The sequence below is a fragment of the Variovorax sp. V35 genome (genome assembly GCF_041154465.1).
Lineage (GTDB): Bacteria > Pseudomonadota > Gammaproteobacteria > Burkholderiales > Burkholderiaceae_C > Variovorax > Variovorax boronicumulans.
Map to the genome: position 1 here is coordinate 7,025,075 of NZ_AP028666.1, position 22,363 is coordinate 7,047,437.

General features: G+C 70.7%; 24 protein-coding genes. 9 read left to right on the forward strand and 15 right to left on the reverse strand.

All coding sequences use genetic code 11. The features are described 5' to 3' along the window. Positions 1-45: 45 nt before the first annotated feature. Positions 46-828: an SDR family NAD(P)-dependent oxidoreductase gene (locus tag ACAM42_RS32505; protein ID WP_369630603.1), complete on the forward strand. Its 783-nt coding sequence runs from the start codon at positions 46-48 to the stop codon at positions 826-828. 71 nt (positions 829-899) lie between these two features. On the opposite strand, the gene ACAM42_RS32510 is transcribed toward ACAM42_RS32505, so the two are convergent. From ACAM42_RS32510 to ACAM42_RS32535, 6 genes are all read right to left on the reverse strand, one after another. Then, the gene (locus tag ACAM42_RS32510; protein WP_070063202.1) at positions 900-1,277 is read right to left on the reverse strand and encodes a DUF3597 domain-containing protein; all 378 of its coding nucleotides are present in this window, start codon (positions 1,275-1,277) and stop codon (positions 900-902) included. A 91-nt stretch (positions 1,278-1,368) separates the two neighbouring features. After that, entirely contained in the window at positions 1,369-2,469 is a 1,101-nt protein-coding gene (locus ACAM42_RS32515; protein WP_369630604.1) for a serine endopeptidase, read from the reverse strand. Between the two features lie 31 nt (positions 2,470-2,500). Next, positions 2,501-3,301, reverse strand: coding sequence for a DUF2145 domain-containing protein (locus tag ACAM42_RS32520; protein ID WP_369630605.1), 801 nt, complete (start codon positions 3,299-3,301; stop codon positions 2,501-2,503). Beyond that, complete coding sequence (locus ACAM42_RS32525; protein ID WP_369632829.1) at positions 3,298-3,744, reverse strand: hypothetical protein; 447 nt, start codon at positions 3,742-3,744, stop codon at positions 3,298-3,300. Before ACAM42_RS32525 ends, ACAM42_RS32520 begins: the two co-directional genes overlap by 4 nt. A 210-nt stretch (positions 3,745-3,954) precedes the next feature. Next, the gene (locus ACAM42_RS32530; RefSeq protein WP_369630606.1) at positions 3,955-5,910 is read right to left on the reverse strand and encodes an MFS transporter; all 1,956 of its coding nucleotides are present in this window, start codon (positions 5,908-5,910) and stop codon (positions 3,955-3,957) included. 63 nt (positions 5,911-5,973) lie between these two features. Further along, on the reverse strand, positions 5,974-6,831 hold the full coding sequence (locus tag ACAM42_RS32535) for a hypothetical protein (RefSeq protein ID WP_369630607.1): 858 nt from the start codon (positions 6,829-6,831) through the stop codon (positions 5,974-5,976). Between the two features lie 138 nt (positions 6,832-6,969). On the opposite strand from ACAM42_RS32535, the gene ACAM42_RS32540 reads away from it, so the two are divergent. Then, positions 6,970-7,704, forward strand: coding sequence for a helix-turn-helix transcriptional regulator (locus tag ACAM42_RS32540; RefSeq protein ID WP_070063207.1), 735 nt, complete (start codon positions 6,970-6,972; stop codon positions 7,702-7,704). A gap of 7 nt (positions 7,705-7,711) precedes the next feature. On the opposite strand, the gene pyrF is transcribed toward ACAM42_RS32540, so the two are convergent. The 6 genes from pyrF to ACAM42_RS32570 form a co-directional block, all read right to left on the reverse strand. Further along, on the reverse strand, positions 7,712-8,536 hold the full coding sequence (pyrF, locus tag ACAM42_RS32545) for an orotidine-5'-phosphate decarboxylase (protein ID WP_062477481.1): 825 nt from the start codon (positions 8,534-8,536) through the stop codon (positions 7,712-7,714). A 33-nt stretch (positions 8,537-8,569) separates the two neighbouring features. Continuing rightward, positions 8,570-9,397: a uracil-DNA glycosylase family protein gene (locus tag ACAM42_RS32550; protein ID WP_369630608.1), complete on the reverse strand. Its 828-nt coding sequence runs from the start codon at positions 9,395-9,397 to the stop codon at positions 8,570-8,572. Beyond that, the gene (gene rimI, locus ACAM42_RS32555; protein ID WP_062483095.1) at positions 9,394-9,936 is read right to left on the reverse strand and encodes a ribosomal protein S18-alanine N-acetyltransferase; all 543 of its coding nucleotides are present in this window, start codon (positions 9,934-9,936) and stop codon (positions 9,394-9,396) included. Before rimI ends, ACAM42_RS32550 begins: the two co-directional genes overlap by 4 nt. Then, positions 9,933-10,643 carry a tRNA (adenosine(37)-N6)-threonylcarbamoyltransferase complex dimerization subunit type 1 TsaB gene (gene tsaB, locus ACAM42_RS32560; RefSeq protein WP_369630609.1) on the reverse strand — a complete coding sequence of 237 codons (711 nt, stop codon included), beginning with the start codon at positions 10,641-10,643 and terminating at the stop codon, positions 9,933-9,935. The genes rimI and tsaB overlap by 4 nt, the downstream gene beginning before the upstream one ends. Further along, a complete protein-coding gene (locus ACAM42_RS32565; RefSeq protein ID WP_369630610.1) occupies positions 10,636-11,616 on the reverse strand; it encodes a DMT family transporter in 981 nt (326 codons plus the stop codon). Before ACAM42_RS32565 ends, tsaB begins: the two co-directional genes overlap by 8 nt. 95 nt (positions 11,617-11,711) lie before the next feature. Further along, positions 11,712-12,479: a DeoR/GlpR family DNA-binding transcription regulator gene (locus tag ACAM42_RS32570; protein ID WP_369630611.1), complete on the reverse strand. Its 768-nt coding sequence runs from the start codon at positions 12,477-12,479 to the stop codon at positions 11,712-11,714. A 78-nt stretch (positions 12,480-12,557) separates the two neighbouring features. Here ACAM42_RS32570 and ACAM42_RS32575 point away from each other — a divergent pair, with 78 nt between their 5' ends. From ACAM42_RS32575 to ACAM42_RS32585, 3 genes are all read left to right on the forward strand, one after another. Then, the gene (locus ACAM42_RS32575; RefSeq protein ID WP_139700716.1) at positions 12,558-13,145 is read left to right on the forward strand and encodes a GDP-mannose pyrophosphatase; all 588 of its coding nucleotides are present in this window, start codon (positions 12,558-12,560) and stop codon (positions 13,143-13,145) included. A gap of 7 nt (positions 13,146-13,152) precedes the next feature. Next, a complete protein-coding gene (gene dacB / locus ACAM42_RS32580; protein WP_369630612.1) occupies positions 13,153-14,574 on the forward strand; it encodes a D-alanyl-D-alanine carboxypeptidase/D-alanyl-D-alanine-endopeptidase in 1,422 nt (473 codons plus the stop codon). 133 nt (positions 14,575-14,707) lie between these two features. Next, complete coding sequence (locus ACAM42_RS32585) at positions 14,708-16,309, forward strand: alpha/beta hydrolase family protein (RefSeq protein ID WP_369632830.1); 1,602 nt, start codon at positions 14,708-14,710, stop codon at positions 16,307-16,309. 32 nt (positions 16,310-16,341) lie between these two features. Here ACAM42_RS32585 and ACAM42_RS32590 read toward each other — a convergent pair whose 3' ends face one another. Genes ACAM42_RS32590 through purE form a run of 3 tightly spaced genes read right to left on the reverse strand, consistent with a single transcriptional unit; the run spans position 16,342 to position 19,075 of the window. After that, the gene (locus ACAM42_RS32590) at positions 16,342-17,343 is read right to left on the reverse strand and encodes an L-threonylcarbamoyladenylate synthase (protein ID WP_369630613.1); all 1,002 of its coding nucleotides are present in this window, start codon (positions 17,341-17,343) and stop codon (positions 16,342-16,344) included. Beyond that, entirely contained in the window at positions 17,340-18,533 is a 1,194-nt protein-coding gene (locus tag ACAM42_RS32595; RefSeq protein ID WP_369630614.1) for a 5-(carboxyamino)imidazole ribonucleotide synthase, read from the reverse strand. Before ACAM42_RS32595 ends, ACAM42_RS32590 begins: the two co-directional genes overlap by 4 nt. Continuing rightward, a complete protein-coding gene (gene purE, locus ACAM42_RS32600) occupies positions 18,530-19,075 on the reverse strand; it encodes a 5-(carboxyamino)imidazole ribonucleotide mutase (RefSeq protein ID WP_369630615.1) in 546 nt (181 codons plus the stop codon). Before purE ends, ACAM42_RS32595 begins: the two co-directional genes overlap by 4 nt. A 36-nt stretch (positions 19,076-19,111) precedes the next feature. Here purE and ACAM42_RS32605 point away from each other — a divergent pair, with 36 nt between their 5' ends. The 4 genes from ACAM42_RS32605 to ACAM42_RS32620 all read left to right on the forward strand — a co-directional run bounded on the left by ACAM42_RS32605 (position 19,112) and on the right by ACAM42_RS32620 (position 22,358). Continuing rightward, positions 19,112-20,032 (forward strand): tetratricopeptide repeat protein, encoded by a 921-nt coding sequence (locus ACAM42_RS32605; protein ID WP_369630616.1) that lies wholly within the window; start codon positions 19,112-19,114, stop codon positions 20,030-20,032. A gap of 132 nt (positions 20,033-20,164) precedes the next feature. Then, positions 20,165-20,473: a helix-turn-helix domain-containing protein gene (locus tag ACAM42_RS32610; RefSeq protein ID WP_062481916.1), complete on the forward strand. Its 309-nt coding sequence runs from the start codon at positions 20,165-20,167 to the stop codon at positions 20,471-20,473. A 49-nt stretch (positions 20,474-20,522) separates the two neighbouring features. Next, positions 20,523-21,812 (forward strand): type II toxin-antitoxin system HipA family toxin, encoded by a 1,290-nt coding sequence (locus ACAM42_RS32615; RefSeq protein ID WP_369632831.1) that lies wholly within the window; start codon positions 20,523-20,525, stop codon positions 21,810-21,812. Between the two features lie 102 nt (positions 21,813-21,914). Then, positions 21,915-22,358: an META domain-containing protein gene (locus ACAM42_RS32620; protein WP_159274102.1), complete on the forward strand. Its 444-nt coding sequence runs from the start codon at positions 21,915-21,917 to the stop codon at positions 22,356-22,358. Positions 22,359-22,363 lie beyond the last annotated feature (5 nt).

A 22,363-nucleotide genomic window follows, 5' to 3' on the forward strand; every position in this document is an offset into this window, starting at 1 on the left:
ATCCGGTACGCTTGCCCTGTCTTCACTGCGGTTGTCCTCACCCTCATGACCAACGCCTCCCCACCCACGGCCTATACCGCCCGCTACCCCTCGCTGGCCGGCCGCACCGTGTTCATCTCGGGCGGCGCCAGCGGCATCGGCGAATCGCTGGTGCGTGCCTTTCATGCCCAGGGCGCGAAGGTCGGCTTCTGCGACCTCGACACGGCCGCCGGCGATGCGCTCGCCGCGCAGCTGCAGGGCGCGCACCCCGCGCTGTTCGTGCCCTGCGACGTGACCGACACGGCCGCCCTCGCCGCCGCCATCGACGCGGTGCGCCAACGCTTCGGGCCGGTGTCGGTGCTGCTGAACAACGCCGCCAACGACCGGCGCCACGAGATGGCCGACGTGACCAGCGACGACTTCGACCGCCTCGTGGCCGTCAACCTCAAGCACCAGTTCTTTGCCGCGCAGGCCGTGGCCGACGACATGCGCGCGCTGGGTGGCGGCTCGATCGTCAACTTCGGCTCGATCAGCTGGCTCATGAAGGGCCGCGGCTACCCGGTCTACCAGGCCTGCAAGGCGGGCGTGATCGGCCTCACGCGCTCGCTGGCGCGCGACCTGGGCAAGCAGAACATCCGGGTCAACACGATCATGCCGGGCTGGGTGATGACCGAGCGGCAGATCAAGCTATGGGTGAAGCCCGAGTCGGGCGCGGAGATCGATGCGGCGCAATGCCTGCCGGGGCGTGTGATGGCGGAAGACATCGCCGCGATGGCGCTGTTCCTCGCGGCCGACGATTCGCGCATGTGCACCGCGCAGGACTACGTGGTGGACGCCGGCTGGACCTGAAGCGCATCAACCGTCGCCCCAAAGAAAAAGCCCGGCATGCCGGGCTTTTTGCTGCGTGGGTGGCGGGACGATCAGTCGCGCAGTTCGGCCGGCAGCGTGCCGCCATTGGCGGCGATGCGGCTCATCACCTGCTTGTGCAGGCCGATGTTCCATTCGGCCGAACCCGGTTCGCCGTTGCTGTAGAGGATTTCGCTGGCCAATTCCTTGCGCGCGGCAAGGCTGCTGTCCAAGCCCAGCAACTTGAGCAGGTCGACGATCGAGGTGCGCCAGTTCAGGCCGGCGGCACCGGGCATGGCGTCCAGGACGGCGGGCACGTCGCCCAGCGGGATCGCGGGCGGCGGTGCGGCAACGGCCGGCGCGCCGGGTGCAGCCGCCGGCGGTGCGGCGACGACTTCAGCGGCGTTGGCCGACGGGAAAATCTTGGAAAAAATCTTGCCGAAAATGCTCATGGGTGTGCTCCGTCAATGTGAATGGGAAAACCCGCGGCACGGCGTTGCGTGACGCAGCCCGGGGTTGTAGCACGACCGTGCGGCGCTTTCGCTACGCGGCCGGCTGAACCGGTGCGCCCGGCGTGACCGATTGCGCAGTGCCGGTCACAGGTGTATGTGCAGCGGCCGAGGTTCCGCAGGCATGGCAGAACTTGGAGAACGCGCTCTTGCGCGTGCTGCAGTGGCCGCAGTGGTCGAACAGGCCGATGCCGCAGTGCGGGCAGAAGTCGATCTCGTTGTTCTTCAGGTCGACCGGCCGCTCGCAGCCGGGACACACGCTCTTGGCCAGCCGGGCCAGCGCGACGTCGTAGCTCAGCTCTTCGCGGCGCACCTGGTCGGGCTGCTGCTCGGCGAGCTTCTGGCGCGCCAGGTAGCGGTTGAGCGCCACGATGGCATAGCGCCCCACCAGCACCGTGAGCACGATGCCCACCACGTAGCGCACGTAGCCGCCGTAGCTCGGCAGGTAGGGCACCAGCTCGACGAAGAAGGCGAACAGCGCAAAGAAGATGAAGCCCCACACGAACGGCCAGTAGGTGCTCTTGCGCTTCTTCACGAACAGCCAGCCGGCCACCAGCAGCAGCGGCAGGGTCAGCGCGAGCCGGTAGCCGAACACGCGCAGTTCGATGCGGCGGTACTCGGCGTCCAGGCGCTGCTGCGCGTCGTGCTCCAGCACGCCCAATGCCGCGCGCGCGCGCTGCTCGGCCTGGCGCGCGTCGAGCGCGATCTGGCGCTGCGCGTCGGCCTTGCGCTGCGCCGCGTCTTCCTTCTGCTTGAAGGCGTCGAGCGCCTTGGTGCGCGCGATGAGCTCGGTGTCCTGGTCGGGCTGCGCGGTGGCGCGGCGCGTGGCGATCCAGTTCCCGAAGGTCTCGCGCGCGTTGGCGCTGGCCTGCTGCGCCGTGTTGAGCTGCAACTGCGCCTGGTCGAGGTCGCGCGCGGCCTGCAGCTCGGCGGCCTCCGAGGCCTTGATGGTGGCGCGCAGCGGCTCGGCCGCGGGCTTGTCGATGAAGTCGTCGAGCACGCGCACGCGCTCGACCTGCGGCAGGTCGCCCACGATCGTGCTGCCCAGCCCGATCAGGAAGCTCGCGAACACGAACGCCACCAGCCAGAGGCCGCGACGGAACCACTTCTCGGACAGGCGCAGGGATTTGCTCATGGTCGTTCCTTCTTTCTTTTCTTCGTTTCGCTCAGAGCTTGAGTGTGACTGGCGCCGCGCCCAGGCCCGCGCGCGGCAGCCAAGTGAACACCGAGTCGACGGTCACGGTCTCGATGCGGTCCGAGAACCGCTTCTCGTTCGGATGATCGTCGAACGCGATGTTGGCCGAGCCCACGCGCCCGCCCAGGCGGGTCAGCGGGCCGAGGTTCAGCGTGGTGGGCTCGTAGCCCTTGAACTGCAGCCAGGCCTGCGCCTGCGCGCGGGTGCCGATGGTGGCGGGCTCCATCGCCGCGGCCAACGTTTCGAGCGCCCACTGGTTCGACTGCTGGTACTTCTGGCCCCAGGCGTAGCTCACGATGCTGTAGGGCGCCACGTTCAGGCGCACGAGGCGCGCATCGGGCTCGCGCACCGCGGCCAGCAGCTGCGCCTGCACCGCAGGCGTGGGCACGGACCACGCGGCCTCGTAGCGCCACAGGTCGTCGAGGAAAAACTCGCCCAGCCCCTGCCGGTAGACCGCGGCCACCGCCGTGCCGCAGTGGTTGAGCTTGTGCACCACGCGCCACGGGCCCTCGTCGGTCTTGTAGGCGATGCCCAGGTGCGAATAGCGCAGGCCGTACTTGCTCAGGTCCTGCCCGGCGCGCGCCAGGATGACCACGCGCGCACCGCTCGCATCGAGCTGCTGCGAGGTGCGCTCGGCCAGCTGCATGCCCTTGACGATCAGCGCCGGCGTCGGCCTGACCTGTTCGCACGAGCGGCCGGCGTTCGCCTGCAAGGGCAGCACCGCTGCGACGGCGAACGCCAGCAGCAGCGCGGGGCGCAGGGCGGGTTTCACGACAGTCTTTCGTTGTGGAGCAGTGCGCGGCCGACCGCGTTGGGCACGAAGGCCAGCACCTCGCCCGCGGCCGAGAGCACGACACCGGTGCCGATCACGCTCACGACCACGGCCGTGCCGGCGGCCGCCGACACGCCACGGGTGGCGCGCCCCATCACCTTGACGCTGGCGCGGGCGCCGTCCGAGGCGCGTTCGAGCAGGTAGACGGCGCCGTCGACCGAGGCCTCGACCGCGATCACGGTGAGCACCGAGCCGCCCACCGACAGCGCCGCGGGCACGGCGACCACCGCAGTGGCCGATGCACCGACGACCGACGCAGCACCGACCACCGAGGCCACGGGCAGCAGCGACAGCGCGGCCGAGGCCTCGCTCTGGGCCCGTGCGGGCAGCGGCGTCGCGACACCCGCGAACGCGGCGCAGGCGGCAAAGGCCAGGGCGGCCATCGAGCGCGCCAGGGCGGTCCTGCGCGAAGCCGGCAGGCCGCGCTGGGTGATCGAAACGGTGGAGGATGAGAGGGGTTGCATGAAGGCCTCGCGGCGCAGTGAAGGTGAGCGAATGATGGTTCGCCTTCACGCCGCGGGACTCGAATACTTCAACCAGTTGCGATCCTGGCGTCCCGCAGTATCCCGAAGAGATACTTTGGGGCGCACGCCTCAGGAGGCCAGCAGGCCGGCCACGCGCTGGCGCAGCGTCTCGGGCTGCACTTCCTGCGGCGCCACGGGGTGGCCGACGCGCAGGCCCACGCGACTGAAGAAGCCGCGACGGAAAGGCTTGGCCATGGCGACCTGCTGGCCGCCGCGCAGCTCGATGCGGCTGAAGTACGAGCCCCAGAGGTTGGTCAGCGCCATCGGGACCACGGGCGGTTCGATGCCTTCGGCGCGCGCGCCCTCAAGGATCTTCATCACGCCGCCCTTGAAGGGCTGCAGCTCGCCATCGCGCGTGATCGCGCCTTCGGGGAAGATGCCCAGCAGGTCGCCCTCGCGCAGCACGCCGATGGCCTTGGCAAAGGCCGCCTCGTACGCGGCCGGGTCTTCCTTCTGCGGTGCGATCGGAATGGCCTTGGCCAGCTTGAACAGCCAGCCGAGCACCGGCACCTTGAAGATGCGGTGGTCCATGATGAAGCGGATCGGGCGCGGGCTCGCGGCCATCAGCAGCACCGCGTCGATGAAGCTCACGTGGTTGCACACCAGCACGGCGGCGCCCTCGGTGGGAATGTGCTGGTCGTCCTTGATGTCGAAGCGGTACACGAAGCGCGACAGCACCCAGGCCACGAAGCGCAGCAGGTACTCGGGCACCAGCATGAAGATGTAGAACGCCACCACCGCATTGGCGATGCCGGTGAACAAAAAGATCTGCGGAATGGTGAAGCCCGCGCCCAGCAGCGCGCCCGCCAGCACCGAGCTGCCGATCATGAAGAGCGCGTTGAGGATGTTGTTCGCCGCGATGATCCGTGCGCGGTGCGTGGGCTGGCTGCGCAGCTGGATCAGGGCGTACATCGGCACGCTGTACAGGCCCGCGAAGAGCGACAGCAGCCCCAGGTCGGCCATCACGCGCCAGTGCGCCGGCTGCTGCATGAAGGCGCCCAGGCCCATGCCCGTCACCGGGGGCAGCGCGCGCGAGGCAAAGTACAGGTCGATGGCGAACACGCTCATGCCGATGGCGCCCAGCGGCACCAAGCCGATTTCCACCTGACGACGACTCAGCGTCTCGCACAGCAGCGAGCCCACGCCGATGCCCACCGAGAACACCACCAAGAGCAGCGACGCCACCTGCTCGTCGCCGTGCAGCACTTCCTTGGCGAAGCTGGGGAACTGGCTCAGGAACACCGCGCCGAAGAACCACATCCACGAGATGCCCAGCAGCGAGCGGAACACCACGATGTTCTCGCGCGCCAGCATCAGGTTGCGCCAGGTTTCGCTGAAGGGGTTCCAGTTGATGACCAGGCTGGGATCGGTGGCCGGCGCGGGCGGAATGGCCTGCGCCACGCCGCGCCCCACCAGCGCCAGCAGCAGGCAGGCCACGGCCACCGTGGTGTGGCCGATCTGCGGCATCGCCACCAGCAGCCCGCCCGCCACCTGGCCCAGCAGGATGGCGACGAAGGTGCCCATCTCGACCATGCCGTTGCCGCCCGTGAGCTCGCGCGAGTCGAGCACCTGCGGCAGGTAGGCGAACTTGACCGGCCCGAACAGTGTGGAGTGCAGCCCCATAAGGAACACGCAGCCCAGCAGCACCACCGCGTCGGCGCGCACGAAACCCCAGGCGGCGATCACCATGATCGCGATCTCGAGGTTCTTGACGAAGCGGATCATCTTCGTCTTGTCGAACTTGTCGGTCAGCTGCCCGGCCGTGGCCGAGAACAGCAGGAAAGGCAGGATGAACAGCGCACCGATCACCAGGCCCGCCAAGGCCGGCGGCATCCAGCTCAGTTGCAGCTGGTAGGTCACCATGACGGTGAAGGCGAACTTGAAGAGGTTGTCGTTCGCGGCCCCCGCGAACTGGGTCCAGAAGAAGGGCGCGAAGCGCCGCTGGCCGAGCAGGGCGAACTGGTTCGCGTGGGCGTTGGGCTCATGCACCACGGGCGCAGTCGCGGCGGCGGCGGGGGTTGTCATGCGATGCAATCTCCTCTTTGTCTTCTACCGCTGCGCCACCGGCGTTCCGGTGGTCAGGCCGCGTCACACCGCAATCGCGGCAGGGTCGGGATTGTGCCGCAGCAGGGTGGCGCGCCAGCCCTTTTCGAGGCGGTACAGCGCCATCAGCACAGGCAGGCCGGCCAGCGACGCCACCAGGTGCTTGAGCGTGTGGCCCGACACGAGGTGGCCGGTGGCTTCGTAGATGGCGTGGTCGCCCAGTTCGAAGGCCTTGGCCACCACATAGAACGCGATCACCCAGCCCAGCTTGAGCCCGACGGCGCCGCGCATCGGCGTGGCCAGCGCCAGCGTGAGCACCACCGCCATGCCGCCGAACTGCACCAGCGCCCAGGGCAGCACATTGCCGGTTTCCTGGCAGACCTCGGCCGCCAGCAGGCCGGCCGTGAGCACGAACCAGGCGGCCGGCCAGCCAGCGCGCTGGCTGACGCGTTCGCAGACGGCGATGCCGATCAGGCCCGCGAAAGCCACGGCCATGCCGGCGCGGTCGGCGGCCAGGCGGGGCGCGTCGGGCATCAGGTGATAGAAGGCCGAGCCCGCGGCGGTGGCGATCAGGCCGGCGAAGAACAGCCAGGCGCAGTCCAGCGTGTTGTCCGGCGGGTCGTTGGCGGGCGGCGCCAGCGGGAACCCGGCCAGCGCCTCCTGGTGCGAGCGGTCGATGCGGTTGAGCCGGTACAGCCCCAGGCAGCCGATGGCCAGGAACGGCAGGTTGCTCAGCACGTCCATCGCGTTGGGCAGGTGAAACAGCGGCCGGTTGTCGGCGAACACGGAGGCGATCGCCACGTCGGCGGCCGGCAGCGCCGGGCCGAAGAAGGCGACGAGCAGGAGCAGCGCGAAGGTGAACAACAGTCCGCGTTCGCGGCGTGTCAGGGTGGGCAGAAGCATGGCGTTCCTCGGTGGGGTGGTGGCTGGCGGGTGGAATCTAGTTGCCAGCCCTCCCCCAGGCATCGAGAATCGATACGAGGCACTATTTCACTCCCTTCGGTATCCTTTTCCTATACCTTCAACCCGTACCCTCCCTTCATGAGCACCACCGTCGACCTGGTCCAGGCCCTCAAGAACGAACTCAAAAGCGCCCGCATGACGTATGCCGACCTGGCCCGGTCGCTGGACATGGCGGAGTCCAGCGTCAAGCGCATGCTGGCCAAGAGCGACATGCCGCTGTCGCGCGTGGACGCGATCTGCCGCGCCCTGAAGATCGATTTCGCCGAGCTGGCGCGGCGCGTGGCCGACGCCCAGCCGCTGCTGAAGGAACTGACCCACGAGCAGGAAAAGGCTGTGGTCAAGGACAAGAAGCTGCTGCTGGTGGCGATCAGCGTGCTGAGCCAGTGGACGCTGGAGCAGATCGTGGCGTCGTACCGGATCACCGAGGCCGAGTGCATCGGCTGCCTGGCGCAGCTGGACCGCATCGGCATCATCGAGCTGCGCCCGCTCAACCGGTACCGCCTGAAGCTCGCGAAGACCTTCCGCTGGCGCCCGCACGGCCCGGTGATGGAGTTCTTCCGCGAGAACGTGGTGCTCGACTACTACAAAGGCGGCTTCGACGGCCCGGCCGAAGGCCTGCTGCTGGTGCACGGCTCGATCAGCCGGTCGCTCGCGCCCGCCTTCATGGAGCGGCTGCAGCGCGTGGCGCAAGACTTTGCGCAGCAGCACCAGACCGACCAGAAGCTGTCGGCCAAGGACCGCGAGGGCTACACCCTGCTGCTGGGCATGCGCAACTGGGAGTTCGAGCTCTTCACCCGCCTGCGGCGGAACTGAAAGCCCGTCAGGGCTTGGCTGCTTCCAATGCGTCGCGCGTGGTGCGCGCCGCGTTCTTCGCCGCATCGGCGAAGTCTTCGCCCGACGAGGCGTAGATGATCGCCCGCGACGAGTTCACGATGATCGGCGCGTCGGCGCGCCAGCCGGCGCGCACGGTGGCGACCGCGTCGCCGCCCTGGGCACCGACGCCCGGGATCAGGAGCGGCACCGTCGGCGCGAGTTCGCGCACGCGCTCGATCTCGGCCGGGTAGGTCGCGCCCACCACGAGGCCGAGCTGGCCGTTGAGGTTCCACGGGCCCTGCGCCAGGCGGGCGACGTGCTCGTACAGGAAGGGCTGGCCCTCGACGCTGGCCAGGCGCTGGCCCTGCAGGTCGGAACCGCCGGGGTTGCTGGTGCGGCACAGCAGAAAGGCGCCCTTGCCTTCGTACTGGAGATACGGCGCGACCGAGTCGAAGCCCATGAAGGGCGACAGGGTCACGGCGTCGGCGCCGTAGCGCTCGAAGGCTTCGAGCGCGTACTGCTCGGCGGTGGAGCCGATGTCGCCGCGCTTGGCGTCCAGGATGGTGGGCACGTGAGGCGCGTTGCGGCGCATGTGCTCCATCAGGCGTTCGAGCTGGTCTTCGGCGCGGTGGGCCGCGAAGTAGGCGATCTGGGGCTTGAAGGCGATGACCAGGTCGGCCGTCGCGTCGACGATGCGCGCGCAGAAGTCATAGATGCGGCTGGCGTCGCCCTTGTACGCCCCCGGGAATTTGGCTGGCTCCGGGTCGAGGCCCACGCAGAGCAACGAACCGTTGGTTTGCTGTGCAGCGGCCAGCTTGTCGAGGAAAGTCATGGGGCCCGATTTTACGGACCCCGCCCGCCGGCCTCAGGCCGAAGGGGTGGCCTGCTCCGCCGCCAGGCACAGGTCGGCCCAGGCGCGGGCCTTGTCGGCCGGGTTGCGCAGCAGGTAGGCGGGGTGGTACGTGGCCACCACCGGCACGCCGTTGGCCGACGCCAGCGGCACGGCACGCCCGCGCAGCTTGCCCAGCGGATCGCGGCTTTGCATCAGGCTCTGCGCGGCCAGCGGGCCCATCGCCAGCACGATGCTGGGCGCCAGCGCCGCCGCGTGGGCGTCGAAGGCGGCATCGATCGGCTGCGGGCTGCCGGGCTGGCCGGCGGCCACGCCGCGGTGCGTGCGCATCAGGTGCACGGGTGTGCGGCCGTCGTGCAGCTTCAGCGCACGCAGCATGTTGTCGAGCAGGCGGCCGGCGTCGCCCGCGAAGGGCTCGCCGTGGCGGCCGTCGGCCTCGGGCGGCATGTCGGCCACGACCAGCCAGCCGCCCTGCACCGGCGCCGCGGCGTCGGCCTTGTCGGCGTACAGGCGGCAGGGTGCTTCGACCAGCACGGCGGCGCCTTGCGCGACGGGCGGCGCTGCGACGGGACGCGGCGCCGGAGCGGCCACGGGGCGGGCGACGGGCGCCGGGCGTGGCGGAGGCGGTGCGTCGTAGGCCTGGTCGCGATCGTCGAGCTCCAGCGGCGGGCCTTCGGGCATGTCGGGCATGCCCGAATCAGCGGCCACGGGGGCCTCTGGCTCGGCTTCGACTTCGATCTCGGGTTCCGGCGGCACGGGCCACCAGACCTTCACGCCCATCTCGTCGAGCATGGCGCGCTGGCGCGCGTCCAGGCGCAGGGTGTGGACCGCGGTGTCCGTCATCGCAAAGCTCCCCAGGCGGAGCCTGTTTCGTTGAGGCGCATGCTCATGACGACCGCGTCTTCACGCTTGCCGTCGAACGCCGGGTAGTAGCCCTTGCGCACGCCGACGCTGCGAAAGCCTTGCCGCAGGTAGATGTCGAGCGCGCGCCGGTTGCTTTCGCGCACCTCGAGCCACAGCCACAGCGCGCCCTCGCCGCGCGACCAGCCGGCCAGCGCCTCGAGCATGAGCGGCGCCCAGCCCTGGCGCTGGAAGGCCGGCGCCACGGTGATGTTGAGCAGGTGCACCTCGTCCACGCCCTTCATGGCGACGAAGTAGCCGATCAGCGTTTCGCCCAGGCTCGTGCACGGCGACTCGACACCCGGCGCCACGCCGGGCGCCAGCAGGCACTGGCAGTGGTAGCCCACGGCCATCGAATCGGTGAAGTTGGCGCGCGTCCAGGGGTGCGTGTAGGCCGTCTGCTCGACCGCGCACACGGCATCGATCCGCTCGACGGTGAGCGGTTCAAGACGGGCTTCGACGGACTGGAGGACAGCGCTCATGCGGGGTTCGGCGGAACGGCGGCCGCCGCCTTGATGGCGGCGCGTTCCTCGGTGGTTTGCGCCACTTTATCGCGAACATAGAGCGGCCAGGCCTGCGCGGCGGGCACGGTGCGGCCGGCCGCGAGCAGCGCGGGCGCCAGCCGCAGCATGGCGGCGGCCGTGGGCAGCACTTCGTGGCGGGCCGTGGCGCCCGCCAGGCGCGGGCCGTAGGCGGTGAAGGCGTTGCCGGCGAGCGCCCAGCCGGCCGGCACCTCGAGCGCCTCGGGGGCGAGCAGCAGCGGCTCGGGATCGCCGCCGAACGGGCCGGCGGAGGCGAAGTCGTAGTGCGCGGCGTAGAGCTGGTCCATGCGCGCGTCGAGCACGGCCACCACGCGCTGCGCGCCGAAGGCATGGCGCGCCTCGTCGGCCACGGCCAGCAAGGTGTCGACCGGCAGCAGCGGCACCTTGGCGCCGAAGGCCAGGCCCTGTGCCACCGAGCAGGCGGTGCGCAGGCCGGTGAAGGAGCCCGGGCCGCGCCCGAAGACGATGGCGTCGAGTTCGGCCAGCGCGAGCCCCGCGTCGGCGAGCAACTCGCGAATCAATGGCAGCAGCGTGCTCGACGCCTGCGCGCCGCCCACGCCGCTGTGCGCCAGCACGCGGTCGCCGTGGCGCACCGCGACCGACAGGTGCTCGGTGCTCGTGTCGAAGGCCAGGAGCTTGTCAGACATTCGGACGCCCCATTCCCGCCGGGCACGGCGTCGGGCAGACCGGCGCCGGCGCGGCGCGCACGGCCGCTGCCTTGCGCACGCCGAACAGGATGCCGGCCGTCACCAGCGCAAGGCCTGCGACCAGGCTCCAGTGCATCGGTTCGCCCAGCCAGAGCACCGCGCCGAAGGCCGACAGGCCCGGCACCAGCGCCGTGATCATGGTGGTGCGCACGGGGCCGAAGTGCTGGATCATCTTGGTGAAGGTGATGCCGGAGATCACCACCGAGCCGACGCCCTGGAAGGCCATCTGGAATGCGACCTCGCCCCACGGCGCGCTGCCGATGTGGCTCACGACCGCGCCCGAGGCCACCAGCAAGGTGTAGACCGGCACATAGGTCATCAAGGCGAACACGGTGATGGCGATGGTCGCGCGCACGGCGTCCAGGCCGTGGCGGCGCGCCACCACGCTGTAGCAGGCCCAGCAGAAGGCGGCGCCCATGAACATCAGGTCGCCCTTCCAGACCTCGCCGCCCTCGAAGGCGTGCAGCAGGCTGCGCCCGCCGACCACGAGGTCGCCCGCGACGATCATCGCCAGCCCGATGGCGCGCGTGGGCGTGATGCGGTCGCGCAGCACCAGCGCGGCCAGCAGCGTGGTCCACAGCGGCAGGCTGCCGGGCATCAGCACGGCCGCATGGCCGGCCGGCGCGAAGAAGAAGCCGCTGTAGGCGATGAGCGCGTAGGCCACGCCGCCGAAGATGCCGGCGGTGGCGGTCACGCGCAGCGACAGCGGCGACAGGCCGAAGAACGACGACACCGCGCCGCGGTGCTTCGTCGCCAGCCATGCGCCCCAAGGCACCAGCACCAGGCTGGCGCCGCAGACGCGCGCAAAGGCCAGGTCGAAGGGCGTGAGCGAGCGCGCGGCCGAGGCGCGCGCGATGAGGATGAAGGCGGTCCAGACCACGACGGTGACCACGGCCGCGCCGATGCCGAGCATGCGGGGAGACAGGAGGGGCGGGGAGGTCTGCGGGGGCGCGGCGGGCATCCCGCCATTATCGAGGGCAGGCCCTGGCCGCGCAGGGGCGGGGCGAATCAGCCGGCCTCGTCGGCGCGCAGGATCGCCAGCCCCGCCGCGCGCAGCGGCGCCAGCGCCTGCTCGGGCGCCTGCGGCGCCACCAGCAGCTGCGTCGCGCCCGCCAGCGGACTGACCACCCAGGCCGATGCGGCCCCGAGCTTTTCGGACGAAGCCAGCACGACGGTCTCGGCCGCCGCGGCCATCAGCGCGCGCTTGATCTCGGCCTCTTCCGCATCGCCCGTGGTCAGGCCCGCCTCGGCGTGCACGCCGGTGGCGCCCATGAAGTAGGTGTCGGCATGGATGCGCGAAATGGCCGCCATGGCCGCCGCGCCGACCGCCACCATCGAATGCCGGAAGAGGCGCCCGCCGATCAGCACCACCTCGATGCCGGCGTGCGCCGCCAGCTCGACCGCCACCGACGGGCTGTGCGTGACCACCGTGGCCTGCAGCGCGAGCGGCAGGTGGCGCGCCAGCTGCACGGCCGTGGTGCCGCCGTCGATGAACACCACCTGCCCCGGCTTCACGAGGCGCGCGGCGGCGCGGCCGATGGCCACTTTTTCGTCGGGCGCGAGCTGCTGGCGACCGCTGAAGTCGGCCTCGGCCGCGGCGACCGGCAGCGCGCCGCCGTGCACGCGCTGCAGCAGCCCTTCGGCCGCGAGCTCGCGCAGGTCGCGGCGGATGGTGTCTTCGGACAGGGCCAGTTCCTCGCTGAGCGCCTTGGCGACGACCTGGCCGTCGCGCCGCAGGACCGAGAGGATGTGTTGCTTGCGCGGTCTGGTGAGCATGGGCCGATGGTAACGTGCTTGCACGTTATTGCACGAATCTTCTTGATATTGCACGAACTCGGTTCTATGCTCGCCGCCATGACCATTCACGACCGCGTCCGGGTGCACGAAGTCACCCTCCTGTCCGACAACTGGTACACGCTGCGCACCACCGCCTTCGACTGGCGGCGCAACGACGGCGAGTGGCAGCGCATGCACCGCGAGACCTACGACCGAGGCAACGGCGCCACGCTGCTGCCTTACCACCTGGGCCAGCGCACGGTGCTGCTCACGCGGCAGTTCCGCTACCCGGCTTTCGTCAACGGCCACGACGACCTGCTGATCGAGGCGGCCGCGGGCCTGCTGGACAACGCCGCGCCCGAGGAACGCATCCGCGCCGAGGTGGAAGAAGAACTGGGCTACCGGCTCGGCACCGTGCAGAAGGTGTTCGAGAGCTTCATGAGCCCGGGCTCGGTGACCGAGAAGCTGCACTTCTTCGTCGCGCCCTACGAGGCCTCGATGCGCGTCGGCGCGGGCGGCGGGCTGGCGGAAGAGGGCGAGGACATCGAGGTGCTCGAGCTGGGCATCGACGAAGCGCTGGCCATGGTGGCCGACGGCCGCATCGCCGACGCCAAGACGATCATGCTGCTGTACCACGCGAAGCTGCACGTTTTCGCGCCGGGATAATCCGCGGATGCCTCTTGCCTTCCGCCCTGCGCCCCTCGCACTGACCCTCGCCCTGCTGGCCCCGGCCGGCGCCTTCGCCCAGCAAACCCTCCCGCCTCAAGTCGATGCCGCCCTCGCGCGCGCCAAGGTGTCGCGCGAGGCCGTGACGCTGCTCGTGGCCGATGCCGACGCGGGCCGCGCGCCGCGCCTGGCCTGGCGCTCGCAGGTGCCGGTGAACCCGGCCTCGATCATGAAGCTGGTGACCACCTACGCGGCGCTCGACCTGCTCGGCCCGGCCTACAGCTGGAACACGCCGGTCTACGTCGAGGGCACGGTGGCCAACGGGGTGCTCAACGGCAACCTCTACATCAAGGGCCAGGGCGATCCCAAGCTGGTGCTGGAGCGCGTGTGGCTGCTGCTGCGCCACGTGCAGAGCCTGGGCATCACCACTGTGAGCGGCGACATCGTGATCGACCGCAGCGCCTTCGAGACCACGGTCGAGAACGACCCGGCCGCCTTCGACGGCGAGCCGCTGCGCCCCTACAACGCCTCGCCCGATGCGCTGCTGGTGAACTTCAAGTCGGTCAACATGACCTTCGCGCCCGACCGCGCCGGCCAGTTCGCGCGCGTGAGCTACGAGCCTCCCCTGGCCAGCGTGGCGATGCCGCCCACGGTGCCGCTGGCGCCCGGCGAATGCGGCGACTGGCGCGGCGCGCTCAAGCCCGACTTCAGCGACGTGAACCGCATCCGCTTCAACGGCGGCTTTCCCACCGGCTGCGGCGAGAAGAGCTGGGCCGTGGCCTACGCCGATCCGCGCACCTACAGCCTGCGCGCCATCGGCGGCATGTGGGCCGAAATGGGCGGGCGCGTGGGCGGCCAGATGCGCGAGGGCCGCGTGCCCGCGGGCCTGAAGCCGGCCTTCGACTTCGAATCGCCGCCGCTGGCCGAGGTGGTGCGCGACATCAACAAGTACAGCAACAACGTGATGGCGCAGCAGGTGTTCCTCACGCTGGGCCTCACGCAGAAGCAGCGCGGCACCTTCGAGGCTTCGCGCAGCGCGCTGGGCCAGTGGTGGCGCGAGCGCATCGGCACCGGCGAGGCGTCGCCGGTGTTCGAGAACGGCTCGGGCCTGTCGCGCGACGAGCGCATCAGCGCCGCCGCGCTCGGAAAGATGCTGCAGGTGGCGTGGCGCTCGCCCGTGATGCCCGAGTTGGTGGCCTCGCTGCCCGCGATGGGCGTGGACGGCACGCTGAAGCGGCGCACGCTGCGCTCGGGCGGCGCGGCGCACCTGAAGACCGGCACGCTGCGCGACGCCTCGGGCGTGGCCGGCTACGTGCACGGCGCGAGCGGTCGGCGCTACGTGCTGGTGGCCATCGCCAACGGCGAGAACGCCGGTGCCGCGCGCGCGGCCTTCGACGCGCTGATCGACTGGACCGCGCAGGACCAGTGACTCGGACGGGGCCCGAGCCGCCCCGCTACTGAATAGGTTCTGCTCGCAAACGCTGCTTGCGCGCGGCCATGGCGCTGCCCAGAATCGGACGCTCGTTCGTTTTCGATACAACTCCAGGAGACGCGTCTTGACCTTGCAGCACCCACGGCATTCACAGCCCTCGTCCTTCCCGGTCCGCCGGGTCACCGCCGCGGCGACGCTCGCCGGCGCCACGTTGCTGCTCGCCGCCTGCGGCGGGGGCGGCGGTGGGGGCGGCGTCGGCATCGGATTTCCGCCGCCGGGCGGCGGCAGCGACACCGGGCGCGGCTCGGTCGTCACCAGCCCGCCCGAGCAGGGCACCAAGCTCACGGCCGACCAGTTCAGGGCCAGCCTGCAAGCCTCCGACCAAGGCAAGGCGCTGCTGCAGGTCACCGGCACGCCCAAGTGCGGCGTCGACATGCGCTACCTCGAGTACCGCACCGTCGGCGGCAAGAACGAAGCCACCAACGCCACCGCCGCGATCATGGTGCCCTCGGGTTCGGACGTGGCCTGCAGCGGCGCACGCCCCGTGGTGCTGTACGCGCACGGCACCACGCCGGCGCGCAACTACAACCTCGCCAAGTGGACCGACACCACCCAGCCGGCCGCCGGCGAAGGGCTGATGGTGGCGGCCATGTTCGCGGCGCAGGGCTACATCGTGGTGGCGCCCAACTACGCGGGCTACGACAAGTCGACGCTGCCCTACCACCCGTACCTCAACGGCGAGCAGCAGGGCAAGGACATGGTCGATGCGCTCGCCGCGGCGCGCAAGACCTTCTCGGACATCGGCGCGAACGACGCCGGCTCGCTGTTCATCACCGGCTATTCGCAGGGCGGCTACGTGGCGATGGCCGCGCACCGCGAGATGCAGGCCACCGGCAAGATGGTGACGGCCTCGGCCCCGCTGGCCGCGCCCTCGGCCATCAGCCTCTTGACCGACTACACCTACCTGGGCTGGCCGGCGCTGGGCGCCACGCTGTTCGTGCCGCTGCTGTCGACCAGCTGGCAGCAGCAGTTCGGCAACGTCTACAACAGCACCAGCGACGTCTACGAAGCGCAGTACGCCACCGGCATCGACACGCTGCTGCCCACCCTCACGCCGGGCACCCTGTTCTCCAGCGGCAAGCTGCCGCAGCTGGCGCTGTTCCCGGCCGACGGCAAGCCGGGCCCGGTGAGCCCCGAGCTGGCGATCTTCTACGGCGCCAACAACCTCATCAAGCAGAGCTTCCTCACGCAGGCGGCCACCGACATCCAGTCGGCCCCCTGCCCCGGCAACGCGCTGCCGGCCACGGCCGCGTCGCTCGGTTCGGCCACGCCGCTGGACTGCAAGCCCGCCACGGGCTTCCGCAAGGCGGCCATCGCCAACGACCTGCGCAACTGGGTGCCGACCAAGCCGATGCTGTTGTGCAGCGGCGCGAACGACCCGACCGTGAACTTCCTGAGCACGCGCGCCACGGCCGGCTACTTCCGCGCCAAGGGCATGCCCGCCGCCGCGCTCGCGGTGGTCGACCTGGAAGACCGCGGCACCACCGACAGCTATTCGGCGGCACGCGCCGGCTTCGCGCAAGCGAAGGACCTGCTGACGCAGAGCACGCCGGGCAGCGCCGCCGACAAGGCGCGCGCCGTGACCGCGGCCTACCACGGCACGCTGGCGCCGCCGTTCTGCCTGGCGGCAGCGCGCGGGTTCTTCCAGGGTGTGCTGGCGGCCGGGGGCTGAGCCCCGCGGCCAAGCAGCCGATCCGGCGTTGATCAGGCCGCTGCAGCGCGCTGCAAGCGGTCCTTGACGCCTTCCCACTCGGGCGTGTCGGGCGGCGTCTCGACCCAGATCAGCTTCACGCCCTGCGCGTCGAACTCGCGCAGCACCGCGAACAGCTGCTGCGCGGTGGCCGCCGCGTCGTCGGGCATGCGCCGCAGCAGCACGCGCTGCGAGCGGCTGCGCACATTGCTGCGCGTCCACACGGCGATGTGCGCGGCGTTGGCGCCGAGCACATCGAGGCCGGTCTGGATGGCCTTGGGGTCCATCAGCCGCACCTTGGCGTCGGGCGCGTAGTGCGCCTCCAGCGTGCCCGAGGCGCGCGGGTCGGGCGTGTCGAGCACCTCGCGGTCGCGCAGCGGCTCGCCGACGGCGGCCTCGATCTGGTCGCGCGTGATGAGGCCCGGGCGCAGCAGCACGGGCGCGCCGCGGCTGCAGTCGACGATGGTCGATTCGATGCCCACTTCGCAGGCGCCGCCGTCGATCACCAGCAGCGCGTCGCCGAACTCGTCGTGCACGTGCTGCGCCGTGGTCGGGCTGACGCGGCCGAAGCGGTTGGCGCTGGGCCCCGCCAGGCCGGGCACGCCCTGCTCGGCGCAGGCTTCGAGCAGCGCCTGCGCCACCGGGTGCGCGGGGCAGCGCAGGCCGATGGTGTCCTGCCCGCCGGCCGCCGCCGTGCCCACGCCGGGCTGGCGCGTGACGATCAGCGTGAGCGGGCCGGGCCAGAAGGCCTGCACGAGTTTCTGCGCGAAAGGCGGCAGCGGCTGGGCGAAGCGCGACAGCGCCTGCGCGCCCTTGGCGCCCGCCGCCACGTGGACGATCAGCGGATGGTCGGCCGGCCGGCCCTTGGCCACGAAGATGCCGGCGACGGCGGTGTCGCTGCTGGCGTCGGCGCCCAGGCCATAGACGGTCTCGGTCGGGAAGGCGACCAGCCCGCCCGCGCGCAGCACGCGCGCGGCCTCGGCGATGGCGTCGGGAGCGTGGCCGTCGAGGATCATGCGAGCGCCGGCAGGCCCAGCAGCAGCGCGGCCTGCGAGGCATTGGCGCGCACGCTCTCGAGCGTGGCGCCGGTGAGGGTCAGGTGGCCCATCTTGCGGCCGCGGCGCGGCGCCAGCTTGCCGTACAGGTGCAGGTGGGTGCCGGGCAGGGCGAGCACCTCGCTCCAGCGCGGCGCGACCGGCTTGGCGCCGTCGCCTTCGCCGCCCGGGAACCACAGGTCGCCCAGCAGGTTGAGCATGACGGCGGGGCTGTGCTGGCGCGGCGCGGTCAGCGGCAGGCCGGCGAGGGTGCGCACCTGCAGCTCGAACTGCGACACGTCGCAGGCTTCCATCGTGTAGTGGCCGCTGTTGTGCGGGCGCGGCGCCATTTCGTTGACCACCAGCGAGCCGTCGGCCAGCGCGAAGAACTCGACGCACAGCACGCCCACGTAATCGAGGCCGCTGGCGATGCTCTTGGCGGAATTGACCGCGCCCTGCGCCACGGTCTTGGGCATGTTCTGCGGGTGCACCTCGGTCACGGCGAGGATGCCGTCGCGGTGCAGATTGCGCTGCGGCGGGAAGTGCACGATCTGGCCGTCGCGGCCACGCGCCAGGATCACCGAGCACTCGAACTCGAGCGGCAGCATCTTCTCGAGCACGCAGGGCACGCAGCCGGCGGCCTGCCAGGCCTCGACCAGCTCGGCGCGCGTCTTCACGCGCTGCTGGCCCTTGCCGTCGTAGCCCAGGCGGGCGGTCTTGAGGATGCCGGGCAGCAGCTGGTCACCAACGGCGGCCAGGTGCTCCGCGGTCTCGATGACGGCGTAGGGCGCGCAGGGCACGCCGCAGCGCGTGAAGTGCGCCTTCTCGGCGATGCGGTCCTGCGCGATGGCGATGGCCGAGGCGGCGGGCGACACCGGCCGCGCCACCGCCAGGTGCTCCAGCGAGGGCGCAGGCACGTTCTCGAACTCGGTGGTCACCGCGTCGGCTAGGCCGGCAAGGCGGGCCAGGCCGTCGACGTCGGCGTAGTCGGTGTGGATGTGGTGGTGGCTCACCCGGCCGGCGGGGCTGTCGGCGTCGGGGTCGAGCACTGCGGTGAAGTAGCCCATGCGCTGGGCCGCGTGCGCGAACATGCGTCCGAGCTGCCCGCCGCCGAGCACGCCGAGCGTGGCGCCCGGGAGGATGGGCAGGTCACCCGAATGGCCGGTGCTCACAGCGCACCCCCGCCTTGCGGCGAGAACGGGGACACCGGCGCGCCCGCTTCGGGCGGCGGCAGCACCATGGCCTCCGCTGCGGCGGTCTGGGCCGTGCGGAAGGCGTCGAGCTTGGCGCGCAGCGCCGGGTTGTTCACCGCCAGCATGGCCACGGCGAACAGCGCCGCGTTGGCCGCGCCGGCGGTGCCGATGGCAAAGGTGGCCACGGGCACGCCCTTGGGCATCTGCACGATGCTGTAGAGGGAATCGACGCCCTGCAGGTGGCGGCTGGCCACCGGCACGCCGAGCACCGGCACCGTGGTTTTGGACGCCAGCATGCCCGGCAGGTGGGCCGCGCCGCCCGCCCCGGCGACGATCGCCGTGAGCCCGCGCCCGACGGCGCTTTCGGCGTACGCAAACAGCGCATCGGGCATCCGGTGGGCCGAGACCACCTTCGCTTCGTGGCTGATTCCGAATTGCTGGAGAATCTCGACCGCGTGGCGCATCGTCTCCCAATCGGAGTTCGAGCCCATCACTACACCGACCTGAATGGTTTCGTTCATGGTTTCAATTTTACGTTTCACCCCCAGCTGTTCCCGATGATCGACATCACTCTCGAAAATTTCCAGGCCGAGCTGATCGAAGGCTCGGTCGCCACGCCGGTGCTGCTGGACATCTGGGCCGAATGGTGCGGCCCCTGCAAACAGCTCGGCCCGGTGCTCGAAAAGCTCGAAACCGAGTACGCCGGCCGCTTCACGCTGGCCAAGCTGGACGCCGACAAGGTGCCGCAGATTTCCTCGCAGCTGTCCGAAATGTTCGGCGTGCGCAGCATCCCGTTCTGCGTGATGTTCAAGGACGGCCAGCCGGTGGACGGCTTCGTGGGCGCCATTCCGGCCGAGAAGATCCGCGAATTCCTCGACAAGCACGTGCCGGGCGCGGATGAGGCCGAGGCGGCTTCGGAAGGCGCCGCCGCGCAGGAAGCGCTGGCCGAGGGCGACACCCTGGGCGCGCTCGAGAAGCTGCAGCACGCCGTGGCCACCGACCCGGCCAACGACGACGCGCGCTTCGACTACATCAAGCTGCTGCTGCAGGAAGGCCGCGTGGACGACGCCAAGGTCGCCTTTGCCCCGGTGATCGCCAAGACCACGCTGGTGCGCCGCTTCGATTCGCTGCAGCGCTGGATGGACGCCATCGATTTCGCCGCCCCCGTGACCGGCGCCGCGCCGACTTTGGGCGATTTCGACGACAAGATCGCCGTCAACAAGCGCGACTTCGACGCCCGCTTCAACCGCGCCCGCCTGCTGATGGCCGCCCAGCGCTGGACCGACGCGATGGACGAGCTGCTCGACATCCTCATGCGCGACAAGACCTGGAGCGAAGACCTCGCGCGCAAGACCTACATCGCGATCCTCGACGTGATCGAGCCGCCGAAGGTGAAGGTCGCCGACGGGCAGATTCCGCCGGACGATCCTGTGGTGGCCACCTACCGCCGCCGCCTCAGCAGCGTGGTGTTGAGCTGAACGGCTGAACGACGCATTGCGCCTTTCAGTGCGCAATTGAACAAAAAAGCGACCTGTGGGTCGCTTTTTTATTGCCGCCACCGCCCCACATAGATAGCATTGCTACTCAATTTCCGATAAAAGCGCATTGCAATGCTCCAACTCACTGAAGAACTCGAAAAAGCCCGCAAGGCCGGCGGCCTGAGCCAGGAGGCGCTGGCCACGCGCGCCGGGCTGTCGCGCATGACGGTGCAGCGCATCGAAAGCGGGCAGATCGATCCACGCCTGTCGACGCTGCTCGAAATGGCCCGCGTGCTGGGGCTCGAGCTGATGCCCGTGCCCGCCAGCCTGCGCCCGCAGCTGGAAGACTTCGTGCGCTCGGGCGGGCGCCTGCTCGGCCAGCCGGCGGGCGTGGGGGCGCCGCCGTCCATCGCGCAGAGCCTGGCCGACGAGAACCGGTGAGGCGGTGAGCACGCGCGCCGTCTTCAACACCGGCATCCGCTACCTGCGGATGCACCTGCACCTGCCTGGTGGCGGGCGGCGCGCCATCGGTTACCTCTCGCAGTACGGCGACATCCTGCGCGTGTCCTTCGACGAGGCCTACATCGCCGACCCGGGCCGGCCCACGCTGTCGCTCGCGTACCGCGGTGCCGACGAGGCCGCCACGCGCGCCATCCTGGCCTCGGCGCGCGACACCCGCGTCTCGCGCAGCGACGGCCGCTGGCCCAGCTATTTCCAGAACCTGCTGCCTGAGGGCCACAACCGCGAGCGCCTGGCGCAGCAGCGCGGCTGCGCGGCCGACGACGAGTTCGAGCTGCTGGCCGCCGCCGGCCACGACCTGATGGGCGCGCTCGAGGTCGAGCCGGTGCCCACGTCCGAGGGCATTCCCGACACCGTGCGCCACTGGCACACGGCGCTGGGGCTCGACGTGCTCGAACCCGGCTTTGTCGAGATGCCCGTGGAAGACGCCGCCGCCATCCCCGGCGTGGTGACCAAGTTCTCGGCGGTGCAGGACGGGCGGCGCTACGTGGTCAAGCGCCACGGCGCGGCGGGCTCGTTCATCCTCAAGCTGCCGAGCACACGCCACCCCGACCTGGTCGCCAACGAATACACCGGCTACCGCCTGTGCGGCGCGCTCGGCCTCGACTGCGCGCAGGCCCACGTGATCGACCGCGCCGACGCCGACCTGCCCGAGCAGGTGCCCTTCGCGCAGATCCTGGCGGTGCGCCGCTTCGACCGCACGCCCGAGGGCGGGCGCATCCACATGGAAGAGTTCGCGCAGGTGCTGCAGTACGAGCCGCGCCAGAAGTACGGCCGCGGCCTGGCCACCGACTGGCCCGCCATGCTGCGCGTGCTCGACCGCCTGTCGCCGAACCCGGTGGCCGACGTGCGCGAGTGCGTGCGCCGCCTCGTGGCCTTCATCCTGCTGGGCAACAGCGACGCGCACCTGAAGAACTGGGCGCTGCGCTACCCCGACGGCGTGGCGCCGGTGCTCGCGCCGCTGTACGACCCGGTCTGCGTGGCCGCCTTCTTCGAGGACGTGCCGGCGCGCGATTACGGCGTCAACCGCGCCATCGACGCCACGCTGCGCGCCTTCGACGGGCCGGCGCTGGAGGCGCTGCTGCGCGCGGCCGGGCTGCTACGGCCGGCGCGCTTGATGGCCATCGCGCGCGACACGGTGCGCCAGGCCCAGGCCGAGTGGCCCGCGCTGCTGGCGCAGGACGGCACGCCGGCCAGCGTGCGCCGCTGCGTCGAGGCGCGCCTCGCGGGTGGCGTGGCCCTGGCGGCCCTCGGGGCCTGAAGAAGCCCGGATGCGCCATCGGGCCTGTCTTCGCACCGGCCACGGCGTCGCATACGATGGCGCCGGTTTTAACTTGTTGCAGATTGAAAAGGAAAATTGGCCATGCGTTCCTTCGCCCGCCGTACCGCGCTCCCCGCCATTGCCTCGGCCGCGCTGCTGCTGACCGCCCTGACCGGTTGCGGCAGCGGCATCAGCCTTGACGAGCCGATCGAAGGGCCGGTGTGGCGCCTGGTGCAGCTGGGCGACGAGCCCATCGCGCCGGGCGGCGATGCGCAGCTGCAGTTCGATCGCAACAGCGGACGGGTGAGTGGGTCGGGCGGCTGCAACCGCGTCACGGGATCGTTCACGCGCGCGGGCGTGTCGCTCAAGCTCGGCCAGATGGCCGCGACGCGCATGGCCTGCGCCGACCCGGTGCGCGGCGCCAACGAGGCGCAGTTCCTGTCGGCGCTGCAGAACACGGCCAGCTACCGGCTGGCGCCGGGGCGGCTCGCGCTGCTCGATGGCAGCGGCCGCACGGTCGCGCTGCTCAGCAGCGGCAACCGCTAGGAAAA